Source organism: Solirubrobacter deserti, assembly GCF_027587175.1.
Classification (GTDB): domain Bacteria; phylum Actinomycetota; class Thermoleophilia; order Solirubrobacterales; family Solirubrobacteraceae; genus Solirubrobacter; species Solirubrobacter deserti.
On sequence record NZ_JAPCID010000050.1, the window covers coordinates 19,882 to 40,676 of the forward strand.

Here is a 20,795-nt window from a genome sequence, read left to right on the forward strand (position 1 = left end):
CCAGGCAACCAGAACGTTGGATGGGAGTCCAATGAAACCCTAGGTGGGGGGGTCCAGTGACTTCGCCAAAAGCCGTCCTTACGGTCGCCGGATGCTTCGCCGCCTTCCCGTCATCGCCGTGTTGCTCCTGCTGTCCTTGAACGCGACCGCGCGTGCCGGGACCATCACCGTGCGGTCCGACCCGCCCGGAGCCGGCACGATCACCGGTGACGCCTACGTGTACTCGCCCAGGGGCGGCGGCTCGTGGAGTCGGGTCCTGAACTGCGGGATCACCTGCACGGCCCCCCTCTCCACCGTGCACGTGTGCACCGGCCCGGAGGATGACCGAACCTGCCAGGACGAGCCGACCGCTGTCCGGATGCGCGCGGCCGCCAAGGCCGGATGGACGTTCAACTCCTGGAGCGGATGCGTCGTGCGCTCGGACGGCTACTGCCACACCGACGGCGGGGAGGAGTCAACGCTCGACGTCATCGCCCGGTTCACCGACACCGGGGCGCCAGACGTGGAGCTGGCGCCCCAGGCGCCGGGTGACCGGCTGGCGTCGCAGCCGTGGCGCTTCACCGCGACGGCGAGCGACAACTCCGGAGCCGTCAGCGTGACGTTCGCGGTCGGCGACCGCACCATCACCGATCCGCACCCGCCGTTCGACGCCGAGTTCATCGGCTTCGACGCGCCCTCGGTGGTCGTGACCGCGACGGCGTCCGACGCGGCAGGCAACTCCCGCGTGTCGAGTCAGACGTACCTCGTCGACCGCACACCGCCGGCCGTGAGCATCGTCCGCGGGCCGGCGCTGTCGGCGACCGGCACCGCTGAGGTCGTCTTCGCCTACGACGACAAGGAGGCGGCGGCGGTCCGTTGCCGCATCGACGCGGACCCGTACGACGCGTGCACGAGCCTGAGCCAGCGCACGCACCGGGCCGAACGCATCGCCGACGGCGAGCACGTCTTCGAGGTGGCGGCCGAGGACGCGTACGGCAACGTGCGGGTCGCCCGGCACACGTTCCGCGTCGACACGACGCCGCCGGAGACGGCGATCCCGGTCGGGCACGGCCACGGCATCGAGACCAGCCAGACCGACGCGTACTTCGAGTTCGCCAGCAGCGAGGCCGGGCGCTTCGAGTGCCGCCTGGACACGGCGCCGTTCGCGGCGTGCGCGGCCAAGCTGACGTTGAGCGGCCTCGCCGATGGTCCGCACACGCTCGAGGTCCGGGCCGTGGACGTCGCGGGCCATCGCGATCCCACGCCGGCCACGCGCACGTGGACGATCACCGCCGACCTCGACCGGGACGGCTTCCGCGCCGGCCAGGACTGCGACGACGCCGATCCGGCGGTGCACCCGTCCGCGCCGGAGGTCCCCGCCAACGGGCGCGACGAGAACTGCGACGGCGTCGACACGCAGGCGCCGCCGGCGCCGCCGCCTCCGCCGCCCAGCCGTGACCGTGACGAGGACGGCTACAACGTCCCGCAGGACTGCGACGACGCCGACGCCACCGTCAACCCGGGCGCCCGCGACGCCCCGGGCGACGCCGCGGACGAGGACTGCAGCGGCTCGCCCGAGCCGTGGCCGGTGCTGCGCTCGTACGTGCGCATGCCGGTGCAGTGGGCCGCGCGCGATCCGCGCTCGAACGTGCTGCGCCTGGAGCTCACCGACCTCCCGCGCGGGACGGTGGTGACGGTGTCGTGCGCAAGCCGCAAGCGCGGCGTCTGTCCGTACAAGAGCCGCCGCCACACGGCCGCGCGGGCCGGCACGCTGGTCGTGCGCAAGCCGTTCGGGGCGCGCCGGCTTCCGGCGGGGACGCGGATCGAGATTACGGCGCAGCCGCGGGAGGCGATCGGTCTCGTGGTGAGCTTCGTGCTGCGTGCGGGTGCGGTGCCCAAGCGCACCGAGCGCTGCCTGGCACCGGGCGCGACGAAGCCGAGCGCGTGTTGACGAACCCCGCGCGGCAACCTGCGGCGGCGCCCGAGGCGCCGTCGCGGGGCGCCGGACCCGCAGCTGCGCCGCTCTCGCGCGGGCTCTCGCCGTCGGCCGTGCTCGCGCTGCAGCGGACCGCCGGCAACCGCGCGACGACCCGCGCGCTGGGCGGCGGCGGCTCGGCGGTCACCGCGGCGTTCGTGCTCGCCTTCCTGGACGGCGCGCGCGATCAGCTCGTGGCGGAGGAACTGCACGCACAGCGCGCAAGCCGGCTCGGCGCGCGGCTGCCCGAGCTGTTCTCCAGCCCCAGCAACCTCCTGCGCTTCCAGTTCGGCTGGAACAAGGGCTTCGCGCACGGGCTCGTCAGCCCGGTGACGGACCTGTTCGAGGTCATGCTCCTCGGCGCCGACCTCAACCGCCGACTCACGCAGTGGGTCATCACCTCCGGGGTGGAGGTGATGACCTGCGACCGGGCGCGTGTGCTCGCGCAGGCGCAGACCGTCGCGGTGCGGGCCGCGCTGCTCGACGCCGCGCTGCGGCACGCCCTGGACGACGTGCTCAAGAATCCGGTCGAAGCGGTGCGCGTGCTGCAGTCCCTCGGCGACCAGCTGACCACGGGCGCCGCCGGGATGGCGAACCGGCTCGGCCGCGAGGCGGTGTCGGGCGCGTTCGAGGTGGCCGAGCAGGACTGGCCCGTGCTGGGGGGGCAGCTCGGCCGGATCGCGGGCACGATCGCGGTCGAGATCGTCCTCGCCGCCGTGTCGGATGGCCTCGCGCCGCTGGTCCACGCGGGCGTCGCCGCCGTGGGTCGGCTCGGCCGAGCGGGGCGCGGGCTGCTCGCGGCGGTCGAGGTCATCGCGCGGGCGCTACGGGAGCTGGCGCGCGCCGCCGCGCGAGCGCGCCCGTATCTGGCGAGGAGCTTCCGGCCGGTATGGGCGGCGCTGGACCCGTTGTTCGAGGAGGCGGAGGCGCTCGTGCGCATGATTTCGGACGGCGTGCCCGGCGACGGGCTCGCCTTCGCGAGCGCAGGCGGGCCAGGCGTCCCGTCGCCCCCCGGGTCCTGGCCGGCCTCGAAGGGCGGCGGCGCGGTGCTGGCGGAGACGGTGGGGCCGGACGGCGCGACGATCATCCGCGGGCCGGTGGGGCCGCCGCTCGGCCGCAAGTACCTCGAGCGGCTGCTGCCGCCGTCGGTCGAGGTCGATCTGAAGGGCTGGGAGCGCGCGCACAGCCGCGGCAACAACCTCGGGACCGAGAGCGCGGCGGGCATCCGCTACGCGCCGCCCAAGGTCAACCAGGAGCTGCAGCGGCTGGGCGTCGAGGATCACATCGCGGGGCTGTACGGCCAGCGAGCCGACGGCGTCGAGGTGATCCTCACGACCGTCACGCGGTCGCATCCGGGGACGCTGCGCCTGGCGTCGATCGAGTACGAGGTGACGCTCGTGCGCGACGGCAAGAGCCTGCGCGCCTACGGCGCGTCGATCACGGTCGGGCGGGACGATCCCACTCGGGTGGCCGCCGACGCCTGGGACGTCGCCACGGCCGTGATGGAGGCGGACGGATGGCTGAAGTGAGCGAACGTATGTTCGTGTACGATGCGCGGCATGGAGCCCGCCGTACACCGCATCTCGATCCTGCAAGAGCAACCGCCCACGCTGTGGGCCCAGCTGGAGACCGTGCTCGCCGAGGGCGGCAGTCCGCCGATCACGATGACGCGCAGCGCGAGCACGATCACCTTCGTCTGCGACACGGGTGACTTCATGCTGCGCGCGCGCGTCGCGGACGCGCTGATGACCGTCTGCGACCACGGTGAGTGGCGTCGCTGCTTTGCCCCTGAGGACTAGAATGTTGCGCTTGAGCGAACGTGTTGTCATGACCGCCGAGGCCCAGCAGGCGCTGCAGGCCGAGCTCGAGCACCTGGAGACGGTGGCTCGCAAGGAGATCGCGGACCGCATCAAGACCGCGCGCGAGTGGGGCGATCTCAAGGAGAACTCCGAGTACCACGACGCCAAGAACGACCAGGCGCACCTGGAGACGAAGATCCTGCGCATCCGGGAGCAGCTGCTCAACGCCGAAGTGCGCGAGGTCGCGACCTCCACGGACTCGGTCGGGTTCGGCAACAAGGTGGACGTCGAAGACGTCAAGTCCGGCAAGCAGCAGAGCTACACGCTCGTCTCCCCGCCGGAGGCCGCGCCGGCCGAGGGCAAGCTCTCGATGGACTCGCCCGTCGGCAAGGCGCTGCTCGGCGCGCGCGTGGGCGACACGGTCAAGCTCGAGACGCCGCGCGGCGCCCGCGAGCTGAAGATCGTCGCTATCGGCTGAACTTCACCAAGCTCTCAACGAGCACGTCGGGCGCTTCCAACGCGGGGAAGTGCCCGCCGTAGCTCGGCGCCTCCCAGCGCTCGATGTCCGCGAACGCGAGCTCGGCGACCTCGCGCGGGACGTGCACGATCTCCTTCGGGAAGTCCAGGAACGTCAGCGGCACGCGGATCTGCTCGTTGCGCTCGATGACCTGGTCGAGCGTGAACCCGCCGTGCAGGCGCGCGTAGTAGGGCCAGAACGAGGTGCCGATCGTCCCGGTCACCCAGTAGATCATCACGGTGGTGAGCACGTCGTCGCGGGAGACACCGCGCTCGTCGGTCCAGGACTCGAACTTCTCCGCGATCCAGCTCATCAGCCCGACGGGGGAGTCGAACAGCCCGTAGGCGAGCGTCTGCGGCTTGGTGCCCTGGATCGCCGTGTAGCCGGCCTCCTCGCGCGTCCACTCCGCCAGCGCCTCGCGGGCCTCGCTCGCCCACTCCGGGAACGTGGCGGGGTTGCGGATCGGCAGCATGTTCAGGTGCAGCGCGCGGACGGCGTCGGGATACGCCCAGCCCATGTGGCAGCCGATGTGCGCGCCCCAGTCTCCGCCGGCGACCAGGTAGGAGTCGTGGCCGAGCGCGCCCATCACCTTGTGGAACGCGTCGCCCATGTCCGCCGTGCCCGCGCGGCCAGGCGACCAGCCATAGCCGGGAAGCGAAGGCACGACCAGCCGGAAGTGCTCGCGCAGCTGCGGGATCACGCGGTGGAACTCCCACACGGTCGAAGGCCACCCGTGCAGCAGCAGCAGCGGCGGGCCCTCGCCCTCGACGATGCAGTGCACGCCTTCGACGTGCTCGTGCGTGAAGCCGAGCAGTTCCTCCTCGGCGGCGCGCCAGTCGTAGCCGTCGCGCCAGTAGGCGGCGAGCTCGCGCGCGGCGCTCAGCGCGAAGCCGCCGGGCCCGTCGTCGGGCCAGCGCGTCGCGTCCAGGCGACGACGCAGATCGTCGAGCACTTCATCGGGGACTCGGTTCATCCAAGGACCTTTCGTGCGACGTCGACGTGCATCCGCGTCCCGATCGCGAGCGCACGCTCGTCGATCACGAACCGCGGGTGATGATGCGGGAAGGCGCCCCCGGCGCCGATGAACGCGTAGCAGCCGGGCGCCTCGGCGAGGTAGGCGGAGAAGTCGTCGCCGCCCATGATCGGCGCGAGGTCCGCGAGCTCCTCGGCCGCGACCGAACGGACGAGCTCGACCGCTGCCGCGTCGTTGACCACGGGCGCGTACCCGTAGACGAAGTCGAGCTCGAAGTCGGCGCGGTGCGCGGCGCAGACGCCGTGCCCGATCTCCTCGATCAGCTTCGGGATCAGCGCGCGCACGTCCGGGTCGAACGAGCGCGCCGTGCCGCGCAGCACGGCTTCGCCCGGGATCACGTTCGGCGCATCGCCGGCGTGGAAGGACCCGACCGTCACGACCGCGGCCGCGAGCGGATCGAGCCGCCGGGAGACGATGTGCTGCAGCGCGCCGACGAGCTCGGCCGCACACGCGACGGTGTCCACCGCCGTGTGCGGGAGCCCGGCGTGCCCGCCGCGCCCGGTCACGCGCAGCTCGAAGAAGTCCGCCGCGGCCATCCAGTCGCCCGGCACCGCGGCGACCTTCCCGTACTCGAGCGGCGTCCACAGATGGCAGCCGTAGACGAAGTCCACGCCCTCCATCACGCCCGCCGCGATCAGCTCCCGCGCGCCGCCGGGTGCGAGCTCCTCGCCGTGCTGGAAGATGAACCGCACCTCGCCGCGCGGAACGCCCTCGGCGGCCAGCGTCGCGGCCGCGCCGAGCAGCATCGCCGTATGCCCGTCGTGCCCGCAGGCGTGCATGGCGCCCGGCCGCTCGGGGGCGAACTCGACGCCGCTCTCCTCGGTGATCGGCAGCGCGTCGATGTCCGCGCGCAACGCCACCACCGGCCCGGGCTCGGTGCCGGCGAGCCGGCCGAGCACGCTCGTCTCGGTCGGCCGCGAGACCTCGACGCCGAGCTCGCCGAGCGTCTGCGCGACGAACGCCGACGTCTCGTGCTCGTGGAAGCTGACCTCGGGATGGCGGTGCAGATGGCGCCGCCATGCGATCACTTGCTCGTGGGTAGGCCTCACGCATGCGAACACTACGAGCAACGCTCGTGCTCGGCGTCGTGCTGAGCACCGTCGCGGCCGGCGTCGCGATCGCCGGCGGCGACGACCGCCACAAGGGCCACACGAAGAAGGCGACGGCGACGCTGGTCGACGGGACCGGCAAACGCGTCGGCAAGGTGACGCTCGTGCAGTTCCGCGGCAAGGTCACGGTCGCCGGCCGCGTCACCGGCATCACGCCCGGCTTCCACGGCTTCCACGTGCACGCCGTCGGCAAGTGCGAGGGTCCGTCCTTCACGTCCGCGGGCGGCCACTTCAGCGCGCCCGGCCAGGCCCACGGCGCCCACGCCGGCGACCTGCCGCCGCTGCTCGTGAACGCCGACGGCTCCGCCTCGGCCGCCTTCGAGACCGATCGCTTCACGCTTCAGCAGCTGCGTGACGCCGACGGCAGCGCCCTGATGGTCCACGCGGGCCCGGACAACTTCGCCAACATCCCGGACCGCTACGGCGAGCCGGACGCGGAGACGCTCAACACCGGTGACTCCGGCGCCCGCGTCGCCTGCGGCGTGGTCCGCTGAGCCGGTCTAGCGCGTGTAGGCCTCGAACGCCCCGTCCGCGAGCGCGCTGGTGTGATCGCGCAGCTCGCGGACGGTGACCGCGAGCCGCTCGCGGTTGTCGGCGTCGGTGGACGCCGTCGCGCTCACCAGGTGCCCGCGAATGGTGTTGAGCTCGACGATCACGCGCTCGAACTCGTCGCGGTAGTGCTCGAGCTGCTTCTCCATCCGCCGCGCGACCGTGTGCTGCTCGCGCAGCGCGGCCAGCAGCTCGGCCTTGCCGGCGCGCGCGGTCTCCTCGACGCGCTGCTCGATCACGTGCGGCGGCGTCTCCGACAGCGCGTCCCACAGCATCTGCGCCCGCCCGGCCGACGCCTCCAGCGCGCGCACGATCACGTCGATGTCCGGGCCGAGCGACGCGTCCAGCTGCGTGATGCGCCCGCGCAGGGCGTAGGCCGCCTGCACGTGGCGTGCGAGCGGCGGGACCAGCCGCGGCATCGGCCGCGCCCACGTCAGCTGAGGCTTGGGCGGCGTGACGTCGAGCACGTGGGTGCGCACGACGAGGTCGTGCAGCGCGCGGCGCTTGCGCTCGCCGAGCGGCCACAGCACGTCCACGATCCAGACGATGCCGGCCGTGAACCACCAGGCGAAGCCCTTGAACAGGACCTCGCGGGCCAGGACCGTCCCGATCGCGATCGGCTTGCCGTCGTCGCGCACCACGCGCAGCCCTGAGACCTGCTTGCCGAGCGTCTGCCCGTTGCGGTCGCCCGGCCGGGTCATGGTGCCGACGTAGTAGACGCCGCCCGCGAGCATCAGCAGCAGCCCGGTGGCGATGCCCTGCAGCGCAGCGCCGACGAGCACGGCGCCGATCCCGACCGTCGCCAGCAGCGCGAGCCAGACGGCGATGACCATCAGCGCGTCGAGGATCGCGGCTCCTACGCGTGCTCCCCAGCTGCCATACCGAGGCGACGACATGACCCCATCGTAAAGGGTCGACCTGCGAAGGTGACGGGCATGAGCAAGCCTGAGGTGACCATTCCGGAGGGTTCACCCTCCTACCAGCTCGAGCTCGAGGACATCACGGTCGGCGACGGCCAGGAGGCCACGGCGGGCTCTACCGTCGAGGTCCACTACGTCGGCGTGTCCTGGAAGACCGGCCAGCAGTTCGACGCGTCGTGGGACCGCGGCGACACGTTCAAGTTCGGGCTCGGCAAGGGCCAGGTCATCCGCGGCTGGGACGAGGGCGTGGCCGGCATGAAGGTCGGGGGCCGGCGGCGGATCACCATCCCGCCGGACATGGCCTACGGCAAGCGTGGCGCCGGCGGCGTCATCGGGCCGGACGAGACGCTGGTGTTCGTCGTTGACCTGATCGGCGTGCGATGAAGTAGGCGGCGACGCCGACCACGAACGCGCCCAGCGTCAGCTTCGCCAGCAGGTCGGTGGCCTCGCCCGCGGAGTTGAGCAGGTAGCCCATCAGCGTGTACAGGCTCGCCCACACGAGCGTCCCGATCAGGCTGAAGAAGACGAACACTCGCGGGCGCAGGCCCGAGGCGCCCGCGAGGAACGGCGAGACGGCACGGATGATGCCGACGAAGCGGCCCGTCAGCACCGCCTTGGCCCCGTGGCGGGCGTAGAAGGCGTCCACGCGCGCGACCCGCTCCGGCGTGATCGCGAAGCGGCGGCCGTGCTTGAGCAGGAAGCGGCGCCCGAGCTTGCGGCCGAGCAGGAAGGACGCGACGTCGCCCAGCAGCGCGAACAGCCACGCGACGAGCAGCATCGCGACGATGTTCGTCTCGCCCTCGGCGGACACGACGCCGCCGAGCACGATCACGGTCTCGCCCGGAGCGATGAAGCCGACGAACGCGCCCGTCTCCAGGAACGCCATCGCGGCGACGAGCACGTAGGTCCAGGCGCCGAGCGAGTCCGCGAAGTCGGCCAGCAGCGGTTCGACGCTCGGGATCTTCACGACGCCGGTGAGCGTCAGCACGAGCGCGACGAGCGCGAGCACGCCGGCGAGAGCGAGAGCGGGGGTGCGGTGGCGGGCGAGCACTACAGGTGAGTATTCGCGCCCGCGCCGCTTGCGGCCAGCCCTGGCAACACGACGGTCACGGTAGGGGAGGCCCTACTCGAGCAGCGCGGCCAGGTCGGCGACCGAGTCCACGATCCGCGACGGCCGGTACGGGAAGCGCTCCGCGGACTCGACGGTGCTGATGCCGGTCAGCACCAGGATCGTCTCCAGCCCCGCCTCCAGCCCGGAGATGATGTCGGTGTCCATGCGGTCGCCGATCATCGCCGTCGTCTCCGAGTGGGCGTCGATGGCGTTCAGCGCGCTGCGCATCATCAGCGGGTTCGGCTTGCCGACGTAGTACGGCTCCACGCTCGTCGCGCGCGTGATCAGCGCGGCGACGGAGCCGGTGGCGGGCAGCGGGCCGTCGGGTGACGGGCCGGTCGGGTCCGGGTTGGTGGCGATGAAGCGCGCGCCGTTGACGATCAGGCGGATGGCGAGCGCGATCCGCTCGAACGAGTACGTGCGCGTCTCACCCAGCACGACGTAGTCCGGCTCGCGCTCGGTCAGCGTGTAGCCCGCGTCGTGCAGCGCGGTCGTGAGCCCGGCCTCGCCGATCACGAACGCCGACCCGCCCGGGCGCTGGTCCTCCAGGAAACGCGCGGTGGCGAGCGCGGAGGTCCAGATGAACTGCTCCGGCACGTCCAACCCGCTGGACCGCAGCCGCGCGGACAGGTCCCGCGGCGTGTAGATCGAGTTGTTCGTGAGCACGAGGAACGGCGCCTCGCGCTTGCGGAGGTTGCTCAAGAAGCGGTCGGCACCGGGGATGGCGTTCTCCTCGTGCACGAGCACGCCGTCCATGTCCATCAGCCACGAGCGGATCTCACGTCGGGTCACGGCGGACAGACTACGGACCGCTCCGATCGCGTCACGAGCGGGTTCCACCGTGGTAGGGCTGTGACGGACGCGAGTGGAGCGAGGATCCGAGTGCTGAAGGTGACGGGAGTTGTGGCGGTGGGCGCGCTGGCGATCGGTGCCGGGGTGCTCTCGCAGGCGGGCACGGCCAAGACCTCGCGGATCGCGGACGGCCAGGGCGGGCTGCTGATCTCGCCCCTGCGGGTCGACCGCCAGGCGGTCACCGGGGCGACCGACCGCATCACGATCGCCAACCGCAGCCCGGAGGCGCTCACGATCGAAGTGAAGGCGCGGCCGTGGTCGGTGTCCTCGTCCGGTGACGTCGCGCCGAACCGGCGCTCCACGCTCGGCGGCGTGCGGGTCAGCGAAGGCGCCTTCACGCTCGCGCCGAACCAGACGCGCGAGGTCGACGTCGCGCTCGCGGGCGCGCCCGCCGGCGGCTCGCTCTACGGCGCGCTCGAGGTCGTCGGGCTGCCCACCGACCTGGAGCAGCGCAAGGGCGTCGTCACCGGCTACCGGCTCGTCGGCGCGCTGCGCTACCACGCCGCGACCAAGCGCTACGCGTTGAGCGCGAGCAGCCCGAAGGTGTCCAAGGACCAGCTGCTGCTGCCCGTCCGCTCCACCGGGAACACGAACGCGGCGGTCAGAGCGACGGTGGAGGTCAAGGGCGCGACCGGCACGCGCCGCGGCTCCGCGCGGGCGGCGATCCTGCCGGGCAAGCGGGTGAGCCTGAACGTGCTGTCGGCGAAGACGCTGCGCGCCGGCCGCTACACCGTCAAGGCGACGCTGCGGCAGGGCACGCTGCGCACGACGGTGACTAAGACGCTGCGCGTGAAGCGCTGACGTCGATCTCGATCGCCAGGTTCGCGAGCGGCGCGCCCCAGTCCTCGAGCGAGGCGGGCGTGGCCACGCCGTAGCCCGCGCCCGTGACGGACACCGCGCCGCGCAGCGCCCACTTGGCGAACGTGTCGGCGAAGCGCTCCTCGGGCACGGTGCAGTCGCCGTGGACGGGAGAGAGGCAGGACCCGACGGGCGGGAGCGCGGCGGCGAGCTCGTCGCGCAGCTCCGGCTCCACGAGCGCGGCGTCGATCACGTGGCCGAGCTCGTGCAGGACGACCATCTCACGGTCGATCTTGCGCTCGCCGTTGAGGTAGGCGAGGTTGAAGACGACCTGGTAGTCGCCGTCGCCGACCGGGCGCATCATCCCGGTCTCGGACGCGCCCGGCTGGGCGTAGGTGCCGAAGATCACCATGCCGTCGACGTCGTCGATCAGCTGACGCGCCTCCGGCCGGGCCTGGTCGATCGCGGCGAGGATCCAGCGCTGGTCGGGCGCGGCGACGGTCGTGTCCCAGCGCCACGTCGCGGCGCGGACCGCCGGGTCGACCGCGAGTTCCTCCTGGCCGCAGCCGGCGAAGGCGAGGCACGCGAGCAGGGCGAGGCCGAGACGCTTCATCTGCAGGTGCATCGGGCGGTGGCGTGCCTGGCTTGAGCGCCGGGTATCCAGACGGACATGACCGCCATCCCCGCGGGCAGGGCCGCGGCGCGCGAGGGCTGGTTCGCCGCGCTCGGCGTCAAGGGCCGGCGGGCGTTCCGGGCCGCGTACGCGGGCTACATGCTCGACGCGTTCGACCTGATCGTGCTGACGCTGTCGCTGACCGCGATCGGGGCGACGTTCTCGGTGGGAACGGGCGCGACGGGCGCGCTGTCCACCGTCACGCTGAGCGCATCGGCGATCGGCGGCGTGCTCGGCGGCGTCCTGGCCGACCGGATCGGGCGGGCGCGGACGCTGATGCTGAGCGTCGGCGTGTACTCGCTGTTCACGTTCCTGAGCGGGCTCGCGACCTCCTACGAGATGCTGATGGTGTTCCGCGTCTTCCAGGGGATCGGGTTCGGCGCCGAGTGGGGCGTGGGCGCGGTCTTGGTGGCCGAGCTGGTGCGGCCCGAGGCGCGCGGGAAGGCGCTCGGCGTGATCCAGAGCGCGTGGGCGGCGGGCTGGGCGCTGGCCGTGATCGCCTACTTGATCTCGTTCGAGCTGTTCGCGGAGAGCACGGCGTGGCGCGTGCTCATGTGCCTGGGCATCCTGCCGGCCGTGCTGATCCTGTACGTGCGCTCGCGGGTGGAGGACCCGGAGGTGTTCCGGGAGGCCGAGAAGCCCGACGTCGTCCCGCTCAAGCAGATCCTCTCGGGCTCGCTGCTGAAGACGACCGTGGCCGCGTCCGTGTTGGCGACCGGCATCCAGGGTGGCTACTACGCGATGTTCACGTGGATCCCGACCTACCTGAAGGAGGAGCGTGACCTCACGATCGTCGGCACGTCCGGCTACCTGTTCGTGGTGATCGCGGGCGCGTTCCTGGGCTATCTGAGCGCCGGGTTCGTGCACGACCGGATCGGGCGCCGGCGCGCGTTCGCGCTGTTCGCGCTGCTGGCGGGCGCGTCGCTGGTCCTGTACTTCACGGTGCCGTCCGGGTCCAACACGACGCTGCTGCTCGTCGGCTTCCCGCTCGGCTTCTTCGCGTCCGGCTGCTTCAGCGGGTTCGGCTCCTACCTGAGCGAGCTGTTCCCGACGCACGCGCGCGCCACGGGCGGCGGCTTTTGTTACAACGTCGGCCGCGGCATCGGCGCCCTGTTCCCGGGCGTCATCGGCTTCCTGGCGGCCGCGATCGGGCTCGGCGGCGCGATCGCCTTCGGCGTCTTCGGCTACGTGCTGGCGATCTGCGCGCTCCTCGTCCTGCCGGAGACCGCGGGGCGTGACATTGCTCGCTGAGCTGCTCGACGCGCGCGTCTACGACCTCGAGCAGCCCCGCCACGCCGGGCTGCCGATCCACCCGGCCCACGAGCCCGGCGTGTCGCTGACGCTGCACCGCCGCCACGAGCGGGACGCGGCCGAGTCCCGGACGGGCGCGTCGGCGCTGCTGGTGATGGCCGAGCACACCGGCACTCACATCGACGCGCTCTGCCACCAGGCCTACGACGGCGAGCTCCACGGCGGCGTGAAGGTCACGCCGGAGGTGCAGACGCCGACGGGCTTCACGGAGCTCGGCATCGACACCGTGGCGCCGATCGTGCGGCGCGGGGTGCTGTTCGACGTGGCGCCATGCTCGGCGGTGGGACCGGCGGAGCTCGAGGCGTGCGACGTCGAGCTGCGAGAAGGTGACGTGGCGCTCGTCCGGCTCGGCTGCGGCGCGCTCTACAGCGACCCGGAGCGCTACCTGGCCGCGGGCGGCGTGACCGCGGCCGGCTCGCGCTGGCTGGCCGAACGGCGCCCGTTCGCGGTCGGCGCCGACAACGTCGCGTGGGACGCGATCGACGCCCACGACCCGGAGCTCGGCTCCATCCCCGGCCACACGATCTTGATCGTCCAGTCCGGGGTTCACATCGTCGAGAACCTGTACCTGGAGGAGTTGGCGGCCGACGGCGTGCGCGAGTTCGCGTTCGTGTGCCTCCCGCTCAAGCTGCGCGGCGGGACGGGCTCACCCGTTCGGCCGATCGCCCTCGTCTAGGTCCGTGACGAACATGTGGCCCGGCGCGTGCGTGATCATCAGCTCGGGCCGGCTGGCGGCGGCCACGGCCTGCGGGGTCACGCCGCAGGCCCAGAAGACGGGCACCTCGCCGGGGTGGATCTCGACCGGATCGCCGTAGTCGGGCGCGTCGAGGGCGGCGATGCCGAGCGCGGACGGGTCGCCGACGTGCAGCGGCGCGCCGTGGGCGGACGTGAAGCGCGCGGTGATGCGGGCCGCGTGCACGGCCTGGGTGCGCGTCATCGGGCGCATGGAGACGACCATCGGGCCGGAGAAGCGGCCGGCGGGCCGGCAGGCGAGCGTCGTCCGGTACATCGGGACGTTCACGTCCTGCTGGAGGTGGCGGACGGGCAAGCCGGCGGCCAGCAGCGCGCGCTCGAACGTGAACGAGCAGCCGATCAGGAACGCCACCAGATCGTCACGCCACGCGACCTGCGCGGGCTCGTCGACGAGCTCGCCGTGCTCGTAGACGCGGTAGCGGGGGAGGTCGGTGCGCAGGTCGGCGCCGGGCGCGGTCACGACCGGCTCGACGCTCCCCGGCTCCAGCACCTCGAGGATCGGGCAGGGCCGCGGGTTGGCGACGCAGAAGCGCAGGAAGTCGAACGCGTCCGCCTCGGGCAGGACCACGAGATTGGCCTGGCTGAAGCCGGGCGCGAGCGCCGCCGTCGGGCCGTCCAGCTCACCGGCGCGGATCGCGGCGCGCACCTCGGCGGGGCCGCTCATTGCACCCGGGAGGAGCCGGAGGGAAGGCCGCGAATGGCACCCGCATGAGCGAGACGGATCACCGCAACGAGCCGCACGTCTCTCCTGGAGAGCTGCGCGCCGCCCTGGCCCCGCGCGGGGAGGCCCGCCGCAACCCGGTGCTCGTGAACGAGCACGAGGAGATGGCGGAGGAGGAGATCCGGCAGCTGCGCGAGGCGCTCGAACAGTCGGAGGCCGGCCATCTCGAGCTGCGCGCCGAGCTCGAGGCGATCCGCAAGAGCATCGACGCCTCGCGCGCCGACCAGATCGAGCTGCGCGCCGCCCTGGACGCGGCCCGCGGCGACGCCGCCGAGCTGCGCGCCGAGCTCGCGTCCACCAAGGCCGAGTCGCGCGAGCGCCGCAACGCGCTCGAGAAGCTCGCCAACGCCGGGTTCTTCAAGCGCCGTAAGGTGATCTCCGACCTCACCGGCCGCGGGGTGCTCTGAGGCGCAGCCCCTGCATCCCGCCGTCGACTCCGAGCACCGTGCCCGTCGTGGCGGTCGCGCTCGCCAGGTAGACGATCGCCTCGGCGACCTCGGCGGCGGACACCAGGCGGCCCATCGGCTGGCGCGCCTCCAGCGCGGCGCGCTCGGCCTCCGGGTCCTCGGCGGCGTCCAGCAGGCGCCCGATCCAGGGGGTGTCGGCCGTACCCGGCGCGACCGCGTTCACGCGGATGCCCTCGCCCACGTGGTCGGCGGCCATCGCGAGGGTGAGCGAGTACACGGCGCCCTTGGTCGCGCTGTAGAGCGCGCGCTGCGGCAGCCCGGCGGTGGCCGCGACGCTGCACGTGTTGACGATCGCCGCGTCGCCGGAGCCGCGGAGGTAGGGCAGGGCGGCGCGGCTCACGCGCACCATGCCGACGACGTTGATGTCGAAGACGCGGTGCCACTCCTCGTCGTCGTTGTCGGCGACCGTGCCGGCCGCGCCGACGCCCGCGTTGTTGACGACGAGGTCGAGCCCGCCGAGCCGGCTCGCGGCCTCGTCGACGGCGGCCTGGACGCCCGCCGCGTCGGTCACATCCACCTGGATGCCGTCCGACGGGTCGCGGTCGAGCACGACGACGTCGTGGCCGCGCTCGCGCAGGAGGGAGACGACCGCGGCGCCGATCCCGGACGCGCCCCCGGTCACGATCGCTTTGCTCATACCAGCGCCTCGATGAGGTGCGGACCGGGTTCGCGGTTCGCTTCGTTGAGCGCGTCGATCAGGCCTGGCAGGTCGTCCACGCGCCGGCCGGGCACGCCCTGTGCCTGGGCGAGCTGCGCGAAGTTCAGCTCCGGCGTGCCGATGTCCATCAGCGCGTGCGCGGCGGTGCCGTCCCCTTCGGCGCCCACGCGCGAGAACTCGAACTCGAGGATCGCGTATGAGCGGTTGGCGACGATGATCGTGGTCACGTCGAGCTCCTCCCGGGCCTGCGTCCACAGGGCCTGGATCGTGTACATGGCCGAGCCGTCGGCCTCGAAGGCATAGACGGGCCGGCCGGGCGCGCCGATCGCGGCGCCGGTGGCGGCGGGCAGACCCCAGCCGATCGCGCCGCCGGTCAGGAATAAGTAGTCGTGCTCGGGCGAGGCGGCCGTGCGCTCCTGGAAGAGGGCGGAAGCGGTGACCGCCTCGTCGACCACCACGGCGTGCTCGGGCAGCAGCGCGGCCACGGCCGCGGTGAGCGTGACCGGGTCGAGCGTTCCGCCCGTGGGCAGCTCGGGCTCTGCGAGCGGCTCGACGGGCTCAGGTTCGGCCCCGACGAGGTCCGCGACCGCTTCGAGCGCCGTGAGGGCGTCCTCCTCGGCGGTCGCGAGCACGGTCACGCTCGTCTCGGGGTTCCACAGCAGGCTCGGCTTCCCCGGATAGGCGAAGAACCCGACCGGCGGGCGCGTTCCGACGACGACCAGCTGCTCGAACTCGGCCAGCGCGTCGACGGCCATCTCCGTCAGGTAGGGCAGCAGCCGCGCGCGGGGGCGCGAGCCACCGCGGGCGAGCCGCGGCGCGAATGTGTCGTGGAAGACGGTCGCGCCGGTGCCGGCGGCGATCCGCGCGGCGGCCCGCAGGCCGCGCTCGCGCGTGGTGACGCCGCCGAGCAGGAGCGCCGCGCGGCCGGAGCGCAGCGCGTGCGCGGCCGCGGACACCGCCTCGTCCGGGACCTGCGCGGGTGAGCTCTGGTGCACCGGGGAGGCCGGGCCGAGGCTCGGCTCCCAGCCCGCGTCGGCGGGCAGCACGAGCGTCGCCACCTGGCCGCGGCGAGCGGCGGCGACGGCCTCGGCGGCCAGCGTCGCGGCCTCGCGCGCGTCGCGGGCGGTGCGTAGCCAGTGCGAGGCGGGGCGGGCGATGCCCTCGACGTCGCTGGTCAGCGGCGCGCCCAGCGGCCCGTGCGCGACCGCGTGGTCGCCGACGAGGTTGACCATCGGCGTGCGGCCCTTGTAGGCGTTGTGCACGTTCGCGAACGCGTTGCCGAAGCCGGGGCCGAGGTGCAGGAGCGTCGCGGCGGGGCGCCCGGCCATGCGCGCGTAGCCGTCGGCGGCGGCGGAGGCGACGCCTTCGAACAGGCACAGCACGCCGCGGACCTCCGGCACGCGGTCCATCGCGGCGACGAGGTGCATCTCCGACGTGCCCGGGTTCGCGAAGCACACCTCCACGCCGGACGCGGCCAGCGTGCGCAGGACGCTCTCGGCGCCGTTCACAGGGCGGCCTCGAACGCGGCGTACGCGCGCTCGTCGAAGAGCCAGAAGCGCGCCTCCTCGACTTCACGGTGTGCGTCCAGAGCGCTCCGGGTAGCGTCGATCGCCACGCGCGCGGCGTCCTCGAGCGGGTAGGCGTACACGCCGGTCGAGATCGCCGGGAACGCGACCCGCGTGTCGCCCGCCTCGGCCGCGAGCTCGATCGCGCGCCGGTAGCACGACGCGAGGAGCTCCGGCTCTCCGCTGGAGCCGCCGCGCCAGACCGGTCCGACCGCGTGGATGACGTGCCGCACGGGGAGGTCCCCGGCGCCGGTGAGCTTGGCGTCGCCGGTCTCGCAGCCGCCCAGCGTCCGGCACTCGTCGAGCAGCGCGGGCCCGGCGGCACGGTGGATCGCCCCGTCGACCCCGCCGCCGCCGAGCAGGCTCGAGTTGGCGGCGTTGACGATCGCGTCGGCTTCCGCGTCCTTGGTGATGTCTCCTCGGTGCAGCGTGATCCGGCCCATGCCGGGAGGCTAGTCCCAAGCGGCCCGGTAGGTGCGCACGAGGAACTCGTCGACGCGCGCGATCTCGGGCTTGGCGGGCAAGGACGGGTCGGTCGCGAGCTCCTCGAGCTGCACGGTGGCGGCGTCGATGCGCTCGAGCACCTCGTCCAGCGGCAGCTCGCCCGCGCGCACGCGGCGCAGTCCCGTCCGCTCGGGCTCGGGCACCGGCAGCGTGATCCGGCCGCTGGACAGCAGCTCGATGCCCTGGACGGCGATCCGCAGCGCGTGCATCGCGTACTTGGTGTCGTAGCCGTGGAGCCTGGAGAGCTCACGCGTGCGGGTCGCGTGGCGCTCGCCCGTGAGCCCGCGTCGCTGGTTGGTCAGGTAGCCGAGGAAGGCGCGGCCGGTCGAGCGTGCGACGAACGCGGGCGCGAGCGCGCGCAGCTCCTCACCGGCTGGGCTCGTCACCAGCTGGTGCTCGCCCGTCACGAACAGCGGCAGCAGCGCGGTCGGCGAGCCCTTGAGCGCGAGCACGCAGAACTTGCGCAGACCGTACACGGTGAGGTCGAGGTCGCCCGGGCCGGACGGATGGCCCTCGGGCTGGGTCCGGTAGACGAAGTGCTCGAAGCGCTTGAAGCCGAGCAGGTACTCGGGCGGCTCGATGCACACGCCCATCTCGTCGCGGTCGTCGGTGCCCGGGTTCGAGAGGCCGTGCACGACCGAACCGACGGTCGTGCGCAGGATCAGATGGTCCAGCGCGATCTGCCGGGCGCGCTCCAGGTCGGGCTCGAGGCTGTGGACGGCGTTCCGCACGCCCGACACCGTAGGCTGAAGTCGTGACCGACGACGCGCTCCCCGAGCTCCGCGCTTCAGACGCCGACCGTGAGAAGACCGCCGACCTGCTGCGGCACGCGGCTGGCGAGGGACGGCTCACCATGGAGGAGCTCGACGAGCGGCTCGATCTCGTCTACCAGACTCGAACCCAGCGCGAGCTCGACAGGCTGACCGCCGACGTCATCGTCCCCGGCGAGCGCGACCGGGTGGGCGCACGCATGCCGGTCCGCAGCGGCGGCGGGTCCGAGTGGGTCGTCTCGGTCATGAGCGGCCACGAGCGCAAGGGGCGCTGGCGCGTCGGCAAGCACCTGAAGGTCGTCAGCGTGATGGGCGGCGCGAGCGTGGACCTCAACGACGCCGAGCTCACCGACCGCGAGACGACCATCACCGTGTTCTCGCTGATGGGCGGCTCGGAGATCCGCGTCCCCGACAACGTGAACGTCGTCATCTCCGACTTCGCGTTCATGGGCGGCAACGACGCGAAGGTCGGTGAGATGCTGCCCGACCCCGGAGGGCCGACGATCCACATCAAGCTGATCTCGATCATGGGCGGCTCGGACATCCAGCGCGGCCGCAAGCTGAGCCGCCAGGAGCGCAAGGCCCAGAGGAGGCACCTAGGTCACTAGCTCGAGGCCGCGCGGCACCAGCAGCGCGGTGATCGGGCCGATCGTCAGCCGCTCGGTCGTGCCGGGCGGCAGATCGCCGCGCGCCGTGCGGTCGTTGCGCGGCGGGACCGGGAGCCCGAACAGCTTGTGCCCGTGCTCGGCGGCGTACAGGCGCAGCGCGCGGCCGGCGTCCGGGCGCGACAGGCGCCAGCCCGCGGCCAGCAGGTTCGCGCCGTGCCAGAGCTCCCAACGCCAGCGCTTGAACGGGAACCGGCCGGGCGGCAGCGCGTAGAGGCTGTAGGCGAACTCGAGGCCTTGAACGGTCGGCACGTTGGGCGACAACGCTAGCGGGCAACCTTGCGGCAAGGAAGTGGCAACGTCGGTCCGTGACAGTGGCGGCATGAACTTCGTCAAGACCGCCCAGCTCATCGCGTTCGCCGCCGTCGCCGTGTCCAGCATCGCGCTGGGCGCCGCCGCCGAGCGCCGCCACTAACGTTTCGTAAGATCGCAGCCCATGGCTGCGGTCCAGATCACTGAATACACCGATCCCGGTTGCCCCTTCGCCTTCTCCGCCGAACCGATCCGGTGGCGGCTCAAGTGGCTCTACGGCGACCAGCTGGAGTGGCACCTACGGATGGTGGTGCTGACCGAATCGGTGGAGGACTACGCGGCGAAGGGACTCACCGCGGAGATCCTGGCCGGCGGGAACGACCGGCTGGCGCGTGAGCACGGAATGCCGATGGACACGCGGGTCAAGCCGCGCCTGTGGGCGACGGCACCCGCGTGCCGCGCCGTCGTCGCCGCCCGGGAGCACGCCCCCGAGCTCGAATGGCCGCTGCTGCGCCGGTTGCGCGTGCGGCACTTCGCAGGCCAGATGCTGGACGAGCACGCCACGATCGCCGACGCCGCCGTCGACGTCGGCCTCGATCCGGTGCAGCTGGCCGGCTGGATCGAGACCACCTCGTTCGAGGCGGACAAGGCCGCGGCGCGCAACCCGACGCCCGCCGCGCTCGCCCAGGCGCACAAGCTCGCCCAGTGGGAGGGCGGCATGCGCTACACGTGCCCGTCCTACGAGCTGAGCGGGCCGGGCGGGGCGCTGTCGGTGCCGGGCTTCCAGCCGTGGGCGGCCTACGAGGTCGCGCTGGCGAACGTCGCGCCGGACCTGCTGCGCCGCGAAGCCGCCACGGACGTGGCCGAGGTGCTGCGCTGGGCGGGCACGCCGCTGGCGACCAAGGAGGTCGCCGTCGTGATGGACACGGACGTCCTCAGCGCGCGTGAGGCGCTGGGCCGCATCGCCGTCGAGCACCACGTGGGCGCCGACGGCTTCTGGACCCTCACGGACTGACGCCCCGGATGCGGGCGGCGATCTGCTTCGCCGCCCGCATCGTGTGCTGCGCGAGGTCCTGCTTGTCGGCGTCGGCGGGAAACGTGACCGCGACGGCGGCGATCGGCTGGCGCGCGTGGTCCAGGACGGCGGTCGCGACACTGGCCAAGCCGGGCGTGACGTAGCCGTCCTCCTCGGCGTAGCCGCGCTCGCGGGCGGTTGTGAGGGTCGCGCGGAGCTGCTTGAGCGAGGCCGGGCCCGCGTTGTTGCGGCGGGTGAGGGCGCTGCGGTCGGGGAACAGCGCCTGCAGCTGCGGCTGGGGGAGTGCGGCGAGCATGGCCAGGCCGGAAGCGGTGAGGTGCGCGGGGAGACGGACGCCGACGTCGGTGACGAGGTCCGGCCGGTCGGGCGCGCGTTCCTCGATCACGTAGAGGACATCGCGGCCGTGGAGGACGGCGAGGTGCGCGTTGTGGGTCGTGGCGCTGGTGAGCCGTGTCAGGACGGTCTGGGCGATCCATCGGAGCGGCTCCTGTTTGAGGTAGGCGGAGCCGATCTCGTGGGCGGCGACGCCGAGGCCGTACCGGCGCTGCTCGGGGAGGTGGACGACGAAGCCCTCGTCGGCGAGGACCTTGAGGAGGTGGTAGGTGCTCGATCGCGGGAGCCCCAGTGCCGTGGCGATCGTCGCGGCGGGAAGCGGTTGGGCGTGGCGAGCCAGCAGGCGGAGGACCTTCAGCGCGTGGCTGGCTGCCGGGGCGTTGGCCATCTTGCGCCATCGTCTCAGGTATGAGACATGGCGATGTCACCCCGCCTCGGTGCCGCG

25 protein-coding genes are annotated in these 20,795 nt (G+C 72.8%); 12 read left to right on the plus strand and 13 right to left on the minus strand.

Going from position 1 to position 20,795, the window contains the following annotated elements; translation table 11 throughout:
* Positions 1–91: 91 nt before the first annotated feature.
* Genes OJ962_RS26495 through greA form a run of 4 tightly spaced genes read left to right on the plus strand, consistent with a single transcriptional unit; the run spans position 92 to position 4,231 of the window.
* The gene (locus tag OJ962_RS26495) at positions 92–1,930 is read left to right on the plus strand and encodes a putative metal-binding motif-containing protein (RefSeq protein WP_202952460.1); all 1,839 of its coding nucleotides are present in this window, start codon (positions 92–94) and stop codon (positions 1,928–1,930) included.
* A complete protein-coding gene (locus OJ962_RS26500) occupies positions 1,924–3,483 on the plus strand; it encodes a polymorphic toxin type 4 domain-containing protein (protein ID WP_202952461.1) in 1,560 nt (519 codons plus the stop codon). The genes OJ962_RS26495 and OJ962_RS26500 overlap by 7 nt, the downstream gene beginning before the upstream one ends.
* Before the next feature lie 30 nt (positions 3,484–3,513).
* Complete coding sequence (locus OJ962_RS26505; protein WP_202952462.1) at positions 3,514–3,753, plus strand: hypothetical protein; 240 nt, start codon at positions 3,514–3,516, stop codon at positions 3,751–3,753.
* A 10-nt stretch (positions 3,754–3,763) separates the two neighbouring features.
* Entirely contained in the window at positions 3,764–4,231 is a 468-nt protein-coding gene (gene greA, locus OJ962_RS26510; protein ID WP_238930953.1) for a transcription elongation factor GreA, read from the plus strand.
* Here greA and OJ962_RS26515 read toward each other — a convergent pair.
* Both OJ962_RS26515 and OJ962_RS26520 read right to left on the minus strand, forming a co-directional pair.
* Complete coding sequence (locus tag OJ962_RS26515; protein ID WP_202952463.1) at positions 4,221–5,243, minus strand: epoxide hydrolase family protein; 1,023 nt, start codon at positions 5,241–5,243, stop codon at positions 4,221–4,223. The two genes, greA and OJ962_RS26515, sit on opposite strands and share 11 nt — an antisense overlap.
* Positions 5,240–6,331: an amidohydrolase gene (locus tag OJ962_RS26520; RefSeq protein ID WP_270006715.1), complete on the minus strand. Its 1,092-nt coding sequence runs from the start codon at positions 6,329–6,331 to the stop codon at positions 5,240–5,242. Before OJ962_RS26520 ends, OJ962_RS26515 begins: the two co-directional genes overlap by 4 nt.
* 23 nt (positions 6,332–6,354) lie before the next feature.
* Here OJ962_RS26520 and OJ962_RS26525 point away from each other — a divergent pair, with 23 nt between their 5' ends.
* Entirely contained in the window at positions 6,355–6,906 is a 552-nt protein-coding gene (locus OJ962_RS26525) for a superoxide dismutase family protein (RefSeq protein ID WP_202952465.1), read from the plus strand.
* A 6-nt stretch (positions 6,907–6,912) separates the two neighbouring features.
* Here the strand turns inward: OJ962_RS26525 and OJ962_RS26530 are convergent, their stop codons facing one another.
* Entirely contained in the window at positions 6,913–7,857 is a 945-nt protein-coding gene (locus OJ962_RS26530; RefSeq protein WP_202952466.1) for an RDD family protein, read from the minus strand.
* A 39-nt stretch (positions 7,858–7,896) separates the two neighbouring features.
* On the opposite strand from OJ962_RS26530, the gene OJ962_RS26535 reads away from it, so the two are divergent.
* Positions 7,897–8,265 (plus strand): FKBP-type peptidyl-prolyl cis-trans isomerase, encoded by a 369-nt coding sequence (locus OJ962_RS26535; RefSeq protein WP_202952467.1) that lies wholly within the window; start codon positions 7,897–7,899, stop codon positions 8,263–8,265.
* Here the strand turns inward: OJ962_RS26535 and OJ962_RS26540 are convergent.
* The gene (locus OJ962_RS26540; protein ID WP_202952468.1) at positions 8,210–8,932 is read right to left on the minus strand and encodes a DedA family protein; all 723 of its coding nucleotides are present in this window, start codon (positions 8,930–8,932) and stop codon (positions 8,210–8,212) included. The two genes, OJ962_RS26535 and OJ962_RS26540, sit on opposite strands and share 56 nt — an antisense overlap.
* Positions 8,933–9,004: 72 nt before the next feature.
* Positions 9,005–9,754 (minus strand): HAD-IIA family hydrolase, encoded by a 750-nt coding sequence (locus OJ962_RS26545; RefSeq protein ID WP_202953348.1) that lies wholly within the window; start codon positions 9,752–9,754, stop codon positions 9,005–9,007.
* A 120-nt stretch (positions 9,755–9,874) separates the two neighbouring features.
* Between OJ962_RS26545 and OJ962_RS26550 the strand changes: the two genes are divergently transcribed.
* Positions 9,875–10,645 carry a hypothetical protein gene (locus tag OJ962_RS26550; RefSeq protein WP_202952469.1) on the plus strand — a complete coding sequence of 257 codons (771 nt, stop codon included), beginning with the start codon at positions 9,875–9,877 and terminating at the stop codon, positions 10,643–10,645.
* On the opposite strand, the gene OJ962_RS26555 is transcribed toward OJ962_RS26550, so the two are convergent.
* Complete coding sequence (locus OJ962_RS26555; protein WP_202952470.1) at positions 10,620–11,255, minus strand: hypothetical protein; 636 nt, start codon at positions 11,253–11,255, stop codon at positions 10,620–10,622. The two genes, OJ962_RS26550 and OJ962_RS26555, sit on opposite strands and share 26 nt — an antisense overlap.
* 57 nt (positions 11,256–11,312) lie before the next feature.
* Here OJ962_RS26555 and OJ962_RS26560 point away from each other — a divergent pair, with 57 nt between their 5' ends.
* Both OJ962_RS26560 and OJ962_RS26565 read left to right on the plus strand, forming a co-directional pair.
* Positions 11,313–12,566: an MFS transporter gene (locus OJ962_RS26560; protein ID WP_202952471.1), complete on the plus strand. Its 1,254-nt coding sequence runs from the start codon at positions 11,313–11,315 to the stop codon at positions 12,564–12,566.
* A complete protein-coding gene (locus OJ962_RS26565; RefSeq protein ID WP_202952472.1) occupies positions 12,550–13,302 on the plus strand; it encodes a cyclase family protein in 753 nt (250 codons plus the stop codon). Before OJ962_RS26560 ends, OJ962_RS26565 begins: the two co-directional genes overlap by 17 nt.
* Here OJ962_RS26565 and OJ962_RS26570 read toward each other — a convergent pair.
* Positions 13,273–14,043, minus strand: a complete 771-nt coding sequence (locus OJ962_RS26570; protein ID WP_202952473.1) for a putative hydro-lyase — start codon at positions 14,041–14,043, stop codon at positions 13,273–13,275. The genes OJ962_RS26565 and OJ962_RS26570 overlap by 30 nt on opposite strands.
* Before the next feature lie 44 nt (positions 14,044–14,087).
* On the opposite strand from OJ962_RS26570, the gene OJ962_RS26575 reads away from it, so the two are divergent.
* A complete protein-coding gene (locus OJ962_RS26575; RefSeq protein ID WP_202952474.1) occupies positions 14,088–14,507 on the plus strand; it encodes a hypothetical protein in 420 nt (139 codons plus the stop codon).
* Here OJ962_RS26575 and OJ962_RS26580 read toward each other — a convergent pair.
* Genes OJ962_RS26580 through OJ962_RS26595 form a run of 4 tightly spaced genes read right to left on the minus strand, consistent with a single transcriptional unit; the run spans position 14,485 to position 18,025 of the window.
* Positions 14,485–15,204 carry an SDR family NAD(P)-dependent oxidoreductase gene (locus tag OJ962_RS26580; protein WP_202952475.1) on the minus strand — a complete coding sequence of 240 codons (720 nt, stop codon included), beginning with the start codon at positions 15,202–15,204 and terminating at the stop codon, positions 14,485–14,487. The two genes, OJ962_RS26575 and OJ962_RS26580, sit on opposite strands and share 23 nt — an antisense overlap.
* Positions 15,201–16,733: an acetolactate synthase large subunit gene (locus OJ962_RS26585; RefSeq protein WP_202952476.1), complete on the minus strand. Its 1,533-nt coding sequence runs from the start codon at positions 16,731–16,733 to the stop codon at positions 15,201–15,203. The genes OJ962_RS26580 and OJ962_RS26585 overlap by 4 nt, the downstream gene beginning before the upstream one ends.
* Positions 16,730–17,233 (minus strand): O-acetyl-ADP-ribose deacetylase, encoded by a 504-nt coding sequence (locus tag OJ962_RS26590; RefSeq protein WP_202952477.1) that lies wholly within the window; start codon positions 17,231–17,233, stop codon positions 16,730–16,732. Before OJ962_RS26590 ends, OJ962_RS26585 begins: the two co-directional genes overlap by 4 nt.
* Before the next feature lie 9 nt (positions 17,234–17,242).
* Positions 17,243–18,025, minus strand: coding sequence for a nucleotidyltransferase domain-containing protein (locus OJ962_RS26595; RefSeq protein ID WP_202952478.1), 783 nt, complete (start codon positions 18,023–18,025; stop codon positions 17,243–17,245).
* Between the two features lie 23 nt (positions 18,026–18,048).
* Here OJ962_RS26595 and OJ962_RS26600 point away from each other — a divergent pair, with 23 nt between their 5' ends.
* On the plus strand, positions 18,049–18,672 hold the full coding sequence (locus OJ962_RS26600; RefSeq protein WP_202952479.1) for a DUF1707 SHOCT-like domain-containing protein: 624 nt from the start codon (positions 18,049–18,051) through the stop codon (positions 18,670–18,672).
* On the opposite strand, the gene OJ962_RS26605 is transcribed toward OJ962_RS26600, so the two are convergent.
* On the minus strand, positions 18,661–18,981 hold the full coding sequence (locus OJ962_RS26605) for a hypothetical protein (protein WP_202952480.1): 321 nt from the start codon (positions 18,979–18,981) through the stop codon (positions 18,661–18,663). The two genes, OJ962_RS26600 and OJ962_RS26605, sit on opposite strands and share 12 nt — an antisense overlap.
* Positions 18,982–19,165: 184 nt before the next feature.
* On the opposite strand from OJ962_RS26605, the gene OJ962_RS26610 reads away from it, so the two are divergent.
* Positions 19,166–19,996, plus strand: a complete 831-nt coding sequence (locus tag OJ962_RS26610) for a DsbA family oxidoreductase (protein ID WP_202952481.1) — start codon at positions 19,166–19,168, stop codon at positions 19,994–19,996.
* Here the strand turns inward: OJ962_RS26610 and OJ962_RS26615 are convergent.
* Positions 19,986–20,738, minus strand: a complete 753-nt coding sequence (locus tag OJ962_RS26615; protein WP_202952482.1) for an IclR family transcriptional regulator — start codon at positions 20,736–20,738, stop codon at positions 19,986–19,988. The two genes, OJ962_RS26610 and OJ962_RS26615, sit on opposite strands and share 11 nt — an antisense overlap.
* Positions 20,739–20,795 lie beyond the last annotated feature (57 nt).